Source organism: Massilia sp. UBA6681, from assembly GCF_002454935.1.
GTDB classification, from domain to species: Bacteria; Pseudomonadota; Gammaproteobacteria; order Burkholderiales; family Burkholderiaceae_D; genus Telluria; species Telluria varians.
Genome location: NZ_DKJX01000018.1, coordinates 5828 through 13735, shown reverse-complemented (window position 1 = coordinate 13735; position 7908 = coordinate 5828). Strand labels below are relative to the sequence as shown.

General features: G+C 64.2%; 8 protein-coding genes and 2 pseudogenes. 3 read left to right on the top strand and 7 right to left on the bottom strand.

The window, feature by feature from the left end:
* From B2R83_RS02465 to B2R83_RS02450, 4 genes and pseudogenes are all read right to left on the bottom strand, one after another.
* The coding region (locus tag B2R83_RS02465; RefSeq protein WP_292038123.1) for an iron-sulfur cluster assembly scaffold protein at positions 1 to 161 on the bottom strand (161 nt) is incomplete at its 3' end.
* Between the two features lie 142 nt (positions 162 to 303).
* Positions 304 to 1560, bottom strand: a complete 1257-nt coding sequence (locus tag B2R83_RS02460) for an IscS subfamily cysteine desulfurase (protein WP_292038121.1) — start codon at positions 1558 to 1560, stop codon at positions 304 to 306.
* Positions 1560 to 2054, bottom strand: a complete 495-nt coding sequence (iscR, locus tag B2R83_RS02455; protein WP_036213865.1) for a Fe-S cluster assembly transcriptional regulator IscR — start codon at positions 2052 to 2054, stop codon at positions 1560 to 1562. The genes B2R83_RS02460 and iscR overlap by 1 nt, the downstream gene beginning before the upstream one ends.
* Before the next feature lie 186 nt (positions 2055 to 2240).
* A pseudogene (locus B2R83_RS02450) lies at positions 2241 to 2980 on the bottom strand (uracil-DNA glycosylase).
* A 133-nt stretch (positions 2981 to 3113) separates the two neighbouring features.
* Here B2R83_RS02450 and B2R83_RS02445 point away from each other — a divergent pair.
* A complete protein-coding gene (locus tag B2R83_RS02445; RefSeq protein ID WP_292038120.1) occupies positions 3114 to 3560 on the top strand; it encodes a CBS domain-containing protein in 447 nt (148 codons plus the stop codon).
* Positions 3561 to 3601: 41 nt separating this feature from the next.
* Here B2R83_RS02445 and maiA read toward each other — a convergent pair.
* Together maiA and B2R83_RS02435 are read right to left on the bottom strand one after the other, a co-directional pair.
* Positions 3602 to 4208, bottom strand: a pseudogene (gene maiA, locus B2R83_RS02440) (maleylacetoacetate isomerase).
* A 12-nt stretch (positions 4209 to 4220) separates the two neighbouring features.
* Positions 4221 to 5162: a fumarylacetoacetate hydrolase family protein gene (locus B2R83_RS02435; RefSeq protein ID WP_292038119.1), complete on the bottom strand. Its 942-nt coding sequence runs from the start codon at positions 5160 to 5162 to the stop codon at positions 4221 to 4223.
* A gap of 96 nt (positions 5163 to 5258) precedes the next feature.
* Between B2R83_RS02435 and B2R83_RS02430 the strand changes: the two genes are divergently transcribed.
* Complete coding sequence (locus B2R83_RS02430; protein WP_292038118.1) at positions 5259 to 6170, top strand: LysR family transcriptional regulator; 912 nt, start codon at positions 5259 to 5261, stop codon at positions 6168 to 6170.
* Positions 6171 to 6189: 19 nt separating this feature from the next.
* On the opposite strand, the gene B2R83_RS02425 is transcribed toward B2R83_RS02430, so the two are convergent.
* The gene (locus B2R83_RS02425) at positions 6190 to 7005 is read right to left on the bottom strand and encodes a substrate-binding domain-containing protein (RefSeq protein WP_292038117.1); all 816 of its coding nucleotides are present in this window, start codon (positions 7003 to 7005) and stop codon (positions 6190 to 6192) included.
* Positions 7006 to 7084: 79 nt separating this feature from the next.
* Between B2R83_RS02425 and B2R83_RS02420 the strand changes: the two genes are divergently transcribed.
* On the top strand, positions 7085 to 7908 hold an 824-nt coding region (locus B2R83_RS02420), incomplete at its 3' end, for a substrate-binding domain-containing protein (protein WP_292038116.1).

Genomic DNA, 7908 nt, shown 5'->3' with positions numbered 1-7908 from the left:
TCGATCAGGCCCTGGTCGTTGACCTTGATCTGCAGCTTCATCACGTCGCCGCAGGCCGGCGCGCCGACCATGCCGGTGCCGATCGCATCGTCGCCCTTGTCGAAGGCGCCGACGTTGCGCGGGTTCTCGTAGTGGTCCAGTACTTTGTCCGAATATGCCATGGTAGTGCTCCTAGTATTTAATTTATGAATCGTGAGAAACCGTAGCGAGCGGCAGCAATGTTGGCCGAGAAGCGCAGCTGNNAGTAGTACAGCGAGCATCGCAGGCCGACAGTGCAACGCGCAGTAGGTTTATCGCGGTTCATTAGTGGGCTGCCCATTGGATCGAGTTAAGGTCGATCCCTTCCTTGAACATGTCCCACAGCGGCGACAGTTCGCGCAGTTTGCCGACCTTCGACTTCAGCAGATTCACTGCGAAGTCGATGTCTTCCTCGGTCGTGAAGCGGCCGATGGTAAAGCGGATCGAGCTGTGCGCCAGTTCGTCGCTGCGGCCCAGTGCGCGCAGCACGTAGGACGGTTCCAGCGAGGCCGAGGTGCAGGCCGAACCCGAGGACACGGCGATGTCCTTGATCGCCATGATCAGCGACTCGCCCTCGACGTAGTTGAACGAGACGTTCAGGTTGTGCGGCACGCGGTGGTCCATGTCGCCATTGATGTAGACCTCTTCGATCTCCAGCAGGCCCTTGGCCAGGCGGTCGCGCAGCGCCTTCACGCGCTCGAGTTCCGACGCCATCTCTTCCTTGGCAAGGCGGAAAGCTTCGCCCATGCCCACGATCTGGTGGGTCGGCAGCGTGCCCGAACGCAGGCCGCGCTCGTGGCCGCCGCCGTGCATCTGCGCTTCCAGGCGCACGCGCGGCTTGCGGCGCACGTACAGGGCGCCGACGCCCTTCGGGCCGTAGGTCTTGTGCGCGGTGAAGGTCATCAGGTCGCACTTGGTCTTGTTCAGGTCGATCTCGACCTTGCCCGTCGCCTGCGCGGCGTCGCAATGGAAGATGATGCCCTTCGAACGGCACAGTTCGCCGATCGCGTCGATCGGCTGGATCACGCCGATCTCGTTATTCACCAGCATGACCGAGACCAGGATGGTATCCGGACGGATCGCCGCTTCCAGCTGGGCGACGGTAATCAGGCCATTATCTTGCGGCTCGAGGTAGGTCGCCTCGAAGCCCTGGCGCTCCAGTTCGCGCACGGTGTCCAGCACCGCCTTGTGCTCGGTCTTGACCGTGATGATGTGCTTGCCCTTGGTCTTGTAGAAGTGGGCGGCACCCTTCAGGGCCAGGTTGTTCGATTCGGTCGCGCCCGAGGTCCAGATGATCTCGCGCGGGTCGGCGCCGACCAGGGCCGCCACGTTGGCGCGGGCTTCCTCGACCGCCGCTTCGGCGCTCCAGCCGTACATGTGGCTGCGCGATGCGGGGTTGCCGAACTGCTCGCGCAGGTAGGGGATCATCTTGTCGGCCACGCGCGGATCGATCGGAGTGGTCGCCGAGTAATCCATGTAGATCGGGAAATGCGGCGCAGTCACGAAGCTCTGCTCGGTTTTTTTGTCCAAAGGCGCGTTCATCAGTTCACTCCGGTTTCAATGTTTTGTGCAGCGGTGGCAGCGGTGCGGTGCACCACCACGACGTTTTGTTCTTTCTGCTTCTGCTGGTCGACCAGGTCTTGCAGCGAGACCGAATCGAGGTAGTCGACCATCTTGGCGTTCAGCGTGGTCCACAGCTCATGGGTCATGCAACGGGTGCCGGAAGCAGCATCGGCGCCGTGACAATTTTCTTTGCCGCCACACTGGGTCGCATCGAGCGGCTCGTCGACCGCGATGATGATGTCGGCCACCGTCACCTTGTCGGCGGTTCTGGCCAGGCTGTAGCCGCCGCCGGGGCCGCGGATCGACTCGACGATCTGGTGGCGGCGCAGCTTGCCGAACAGTTGTTCCAGGTACGACAGCGAAATGGCCTGGCGCTGGCTGATGCCCGACAGCGTGACCGGACCATTGCCCTGGCGCAGGGCGAGGTCGATCATCGCGGTAACAGCAAAACGGCCTTTGGTGGTCAGACGCATCGGAACCCCGGTTAGTGTAAAATATTGCCTCTTTTCAACTCATCGGTGCAGCGCAACAATCAAATCTCTTGAGAGAGCCTGCTGAATACGCCGATTAGTTGATCGATTTAGTCAAGTATAGCAAATCCTGACTGGCTTGTCTTGGAGGGCCCCAAAACCTCCATGGGCCTTTCCTCCTCCCGGCCTTTATCGCAAACGCAGCAGTTCCATCGGCCCGAACAGCGCCTGCATCCCCTGGTGCTGGATGAAAGACAGGTTGTACGGGTGCTCGGCATGGATCTGCGGCAGGCGCGCCGCTTCCGGCAGCTTTTTCAACTGCTCGGCGATCTTTCCCCACAGAACGAGCGTCGGCGGCTGCGGCTGGCTTGCCAAGGCAGCAAGCACGGTCTGCAGGAATGGCTGCCAGGCGCGTGCATCGATGGCCGGCGCGACATGCTTGCGGAACACCAGGGCCGCGTTCAGCAGCAGGAANNCAGGGTCTGGATGGAGCCGTTCGTGCGGGCAGCCTGGGCTACCGGGACCATCGCGCTGCCGCCGGTGTCGCCCGCATCGAGTTGACCATTTGCCACCAGCAGCATCTTCATGAAGTTGCGCAGCGAGGTGGCGCGGTTGACCGGTTTCGACAGGCCCGTTTCCGACCACAGCTCGCCGACGGCGCCATCCATGAAGCAGACCCCGGTCGCGCTCTCGGCGCGCGGGTAGGGCCCCTCCCCCACCAGCACGTGCTTCACCCGATCCAGCGGCTGGGCAAAGGCGGCGAAGATGCGGCCCCCGGTCGGCAAGTAGTCGTCGACCGCCAGCGCCGGCAAATAGCCTGGGTCGGCGGCGGCGACGGCCTGCAGGCCGGCCTCGAGGATGGGGCGCCAGGAGGCGTCGGCACGGTCGAGGGCGACGATGATTGGGGCGGGAATTGGATGGTTGGACATGGCGAAATCGCAAGGCGCAAAGAAGCGGGATTGTAGCCCAGGGCTTGGCGCATTCCCAGCGTCAATCTAGCGTCCGCCTTCGGCATTTCAAGGCATGATTTTCACCCTTCCACTCACTCATTCAGGAGGAGCCATGCAAACGATCCGTGAAGTGATGACGCCCGACGTGCAAACGATCTCCCCGCAGGAAACCGTGCAGCGCGCGGCGCAGATGATGGACGAGCTCAACGTCGGCGCGATTCCCGTCTGCGACGGCGACCGGCTGGTGGGCATGATCACCGACCGCGACATCACCGTGCGCTCGGTGGCGGCCGGGCAGTCGCCGGACCAGACCTTCGTGGGCGACGTGATGAGCACCGACGTGCGCACCTGCTACAGCAACCAGGACCTCGACGAGGTGATGGACACCATGGGCGACGTGCAGATCCGGCGCGTGCCGGTGATCGACGAGAACTCCAGGCAGCTGGTGGGGATCGTGTCGCTGGGGGACATCGCGACCAAGTCGACCGGGGCGGTAGAGGGGGCGCTGGATGAGATCTCGTCGCCGTCGGAGCCGGATCGATCGGAAACCCGGCATTGATGGGATGTCCTTGGTGGGCGCAACAAGCGCCCACCAAGGGATCACTCCGCGTCCGGCTGCTGCGACGGATGCGCGGCCTTGAACGCCGGCAAATCCACACACAGCGCATTGATGCGCGCAATGGTCGGATACGCATCCACGTCGATATCGAAACGCTGCGCATTGAACACCTGCGGCACCAGGAAGCAGTCGGCGATGGTCGGCGTGTCGCCGTGGCAGAAGCGCCCCGTGCCCAGGTTGCGCGCCAGGTGCGCTTCCACCGAGCGCAGCCCCTCGATCACCCAGTGGCGATACCAGTCGGTCTTCGCTTCTTCCGACAGCCCCAGGTGCTTCACCAGGTACTTCAGCACGCGCAGGTNNCTCGCGCACGCGGGCACGGCCGACCGCGTCCTTCGGCAGCAGCGGCACCATCGGGTGCAGCTCGTCCAGGTACTCGATGATGGCCATCGACTGCGTCAGCGTCATGCGGTCGTCCTGCAGGGCCGGCACCAGCCCGCTCGGATTGATGGTCAGGTAGTTGTCCATCAGGTGCTGCCCGCCCTCGCGCAGCAGGTGCACCGGCACCGCCTCGTAGTCCAGTCCCTTCAGGTTGAGCGCGATGCGCACCCGGTACGCGGCCGAGCTGCGAAAATAGGTGTAGAGCTTCATGCGGGTCTCCTCTCAGGCTTTCCTGTGATAAGGGCATACTTCCTGGTCGATCGCGCCGAAGATGCTGGCGCCGTCCTTGTCGACCATCTCGATGCGCACGGTGTCACCATACGCCAGGAAGGGCGTGTGCGGCTTGCCCCCCTCGATCGTCTCGTACATGCGCACCTCGGCCAGGCAGCAGTAGCCGACGCCGCCGTTCTCGATGCTCGATCCGTGCAGGCTGCCCTGCTTGTTCGACACCGTGCCGGAACCGACGATGCTGCCCGCGCCCAGCTCGCGCGTCCGGGCGGCGTGCGCGATCAGCTGGGCAAAGCTGAAAGTCATGTCCTCGCCCGCGTTCGGGCGGCCGAAGGGGCTGTCGTTGAGCGTCACCAGCAGCGGCAGGTGCAGCTTGCTGTCCTGCCAGGCCTCGCCCAGCTCGTCNNGGTTGCGCAGCGAGACGTCGTTCACCAGCATCACCAGGCGGATCGCGCTAGCCGCTTCTTCGCTTGACGCGCCCATCGGCACGTCGCCGGTAATGACCGCCACCTCGGCCTCCAGATCCACGCCCCACTCTTCCGAGAGCACGGCGATCGGGTCGCAGGGACCCACGAAGGAATCCGAGCCGCCCTGGTACATCAGCGGATCGCTGTAGAAGGATTCCGGCAGCTCGGCGCCGCGCGCCTTGCGCACCAGCTCGACGTGGTTGATGTAGGCCGAACCGTCGCACCATTGGTAGGCGCGCGGCAAGGGCGAATGGCATTCTTCCTCGATGAAGGACTCGGCCTTGTCGGCAGTGCCGGCGTTCAGGCGCTCGTACACCTTCTTGAGCTGCGGCGCTAGCTCATCCCAGTTGTCCAGCGCGCACTGCAGCGTGCGGGCGATCTTCGGGACGGCCTGGCAGGTGACCAGGTCGCGGCTGACGACGACCAGCGTGCCGTCGCGGCCGCCGGTCTTGAGGGTGGCGAGTTTCATGGCGTTTCCTTTGCTTGGTGTTTGCTTTTCGCCATTAGAGAACAAAACGTACTATCATTCAAACAGTATTTTTCGCTCGATTTATTAGATAAGCTTATGAATCCGACCCTGCGCCAGATGCGCGCATTCGTGGCCCTGGCCAAGACGGGTAACTTTACGCTTGCCGCGCAGGCAATGCACGTCACGCAATCGGCGCTCTCGGGTTTGATCAAGGAGCTCGAGCAGACCCTGGGCGCCAAGGTGGTCGACCGCAGCACGCGCCGCGCCCTGCTCACCGACATCGGCAAGGAACTCTACCCGCTGTTCAGCCAGATGATCGACGACCTCGACGGCGCCCTGGCCAATGTGGCCGACCACACGCGCCTGAAAAAGGGCATCGTGCGCATCGCCGCACCCCAGCTGCTGTCCTGCACCCTGATGCCGGAGGCGATCGCCGCCTACCGCGCCCGCTACCCCGACATCGAGGTGCGCCTGGGCGACACCGGCGTGGAAAGCGTGGTCAACCGGGTGCTGTCGGGCGAAGCCGACATCGGCATCGGCCCGGAACGCGAACCCGCACCGCCGCTCGACGCGCGTCTGCTGTTCGAGATGCCCTTCGCGCTGGTGTTCCCGCGAGGGCACGAACTGGAAAAGCAGGCGCGCGTCACCTGGAAGGACGTCGCGCGCTACCCGCTGATCTCGCTGCAGGGCCAGTTCACCGAGCGCCTGCTGGACGACATGCACGCTTCAAAGCATGCGCCATCGGTCAAGCCCGCCAACGAGGTCACCTTCATGACGACCGCGCTGGCGATGGCCGCCGCCGGACTCGGGGTGACGGTATGCATGCCCTACGCCGCGCCGCTGGCCACGCTCTACGGCCTGGTCATGCGCCAGCTGGAGGAACCGGTGCTCACGCGCCGCTTCTTCCTCTACACGCGCCCGGGACGCTCGCTGTCGCCGGCGGCGGAGAGCTTCATCGACTTCCTCGACGGTTTCGTCGGCAGCCAGGCGCTTGCTTCGTCAGCGTGAACATGGGCTGCGGCGCGCATCACTTGGCCGCTTTCGCGGACGGATAGAAGACCTGCTCGCCGCCCGCCTTGAACGAGGCGATCAGCCTTTGCCCTTCGGGTGAAGTCATCCACTCGATCAGCTGCATCGCGCCCTTGTAGTTGACGTGCTTGTGGCGCTCCGGATTCACCGCGATGATGCCGTAGGGGTTGAACATCCTGGGGTCGCCCTCGACCGCGATCTGCAGGCCGGTCCTGGCCTTGTAGGCGATATAGGTGGCGCGGTCGGTCAGGGTGTAGGCGTTCATTTCCGCCGCCATGTTCAGCACTTCGCCCATGCCCAGCCCGGCGGAGATATAGGCGACGCCCTGCGGCTGGGCGCCGGCCTGCTTCCAGTAGGCCTTTTCCATCTGATCGGTGCCCGAGTTGTCGCCGCGCGAGACGAAGCGCACCTGGCTAGCGGCGATCTTCTTCATCGCCGCGAGCACGTCCTTGCTGCCCTTGATGCCGGCTGGGTCGCTTAGCGGACCGACCAGGATGAAGTCGTTGTACATCACGTCGCGGCGCTTGACGCCATGGCCTTGGGCGACGAACTTGTCCTCCGCCGCGCGCGCATGGACCAAAGTCACGTCGACGTCGCCATTCTTCGCCAGCTCGAGGGCCTTGCCGGTGCCGACCGAGATCACGCTGATCCTGTAATTGGTCTTGCTCTCGAACTTGGGCAGCAGGTATTGCAGCAGGCCCGAGTTCTCGGTGCTGGTGGTGGTGGAGAGCCTGATCGCCTGCTGGGCCAGGGCTGGCGCAGTCGCCGCCAGCAGGAAGCCCAGCAGGGCAAGCTGTTTGCTCAGGAAGCGCATGTTTGACCGCCCCATCGTAAGTGGTGGATGCGCCATCCTAAGCTATACTGAAAATCTTTCAATATGAACAAGTTTGCATATGTTGCGCATCAAGCTGTCCTACACCTTCGACGATGCGGCAGTCTCCGGGCAGCAGCTCGGCAATCCCTTGTTCGATATCCTGGGCGCCATCCATGCGTGTGGATCGGTGGGCGCGGCGGCGGCGCAGCTCGGACTGTCCTACCGCCACATCTGGGGTGAACTGAAGCGCTTCGAGACGGCGCTGCGGGCCGACCTGATCGTCTGGGAACGCGGCAAGCGGGCCCGCCTGTCGCCCTTCGGGGAGAAGCTGCTGTTCGCCGAACGGCGCGCCCGGATGCGCGTACAACCGCAGGTCGACAACCTGATCGCCGAGATGGAGCGCGAATTCGCGCTGGCCTTCGACCCGCAGGCACACGTGATTTCCATGTTCGCCAGCCATGACCTGGCCCTGCCGCGCCTGAAGGAATTCTTGGCGCGCGACGCCAAGCTGCACCTGGACCTGCAATACCGCGGCAGCCTCGAGTGCATCGCCGCCCTGTCGCGCGGCGAGTGCCTGCTGGCGGGCTTCCATGTGAGCGAAGACCACGCGCCCGGCAGCATGACGCACAAGGCCTTCAAGTCCATGCTCAAGCCGGGCCGCCACAAGCTGATCCGGTTCGTCGGCAGGCAGCAGGGCCTGATGGTAGCCGCCGGGAACCCGAAAGGCATCCACGGCGTGCAAGACCTGCGCCGCAAGGACCTGCGCTTCGTGAACCGCCAGAGCGGCTCCGGCACCCGGGTCACGGTCGAGCAGCTGCTGGCCAAGGAAGGCATCCATCCCGGCGAGGTCGACGGCTTCGAGAATGCCGAACCGACCCATCTCGCCGTCGCCGCCAGCGTCGC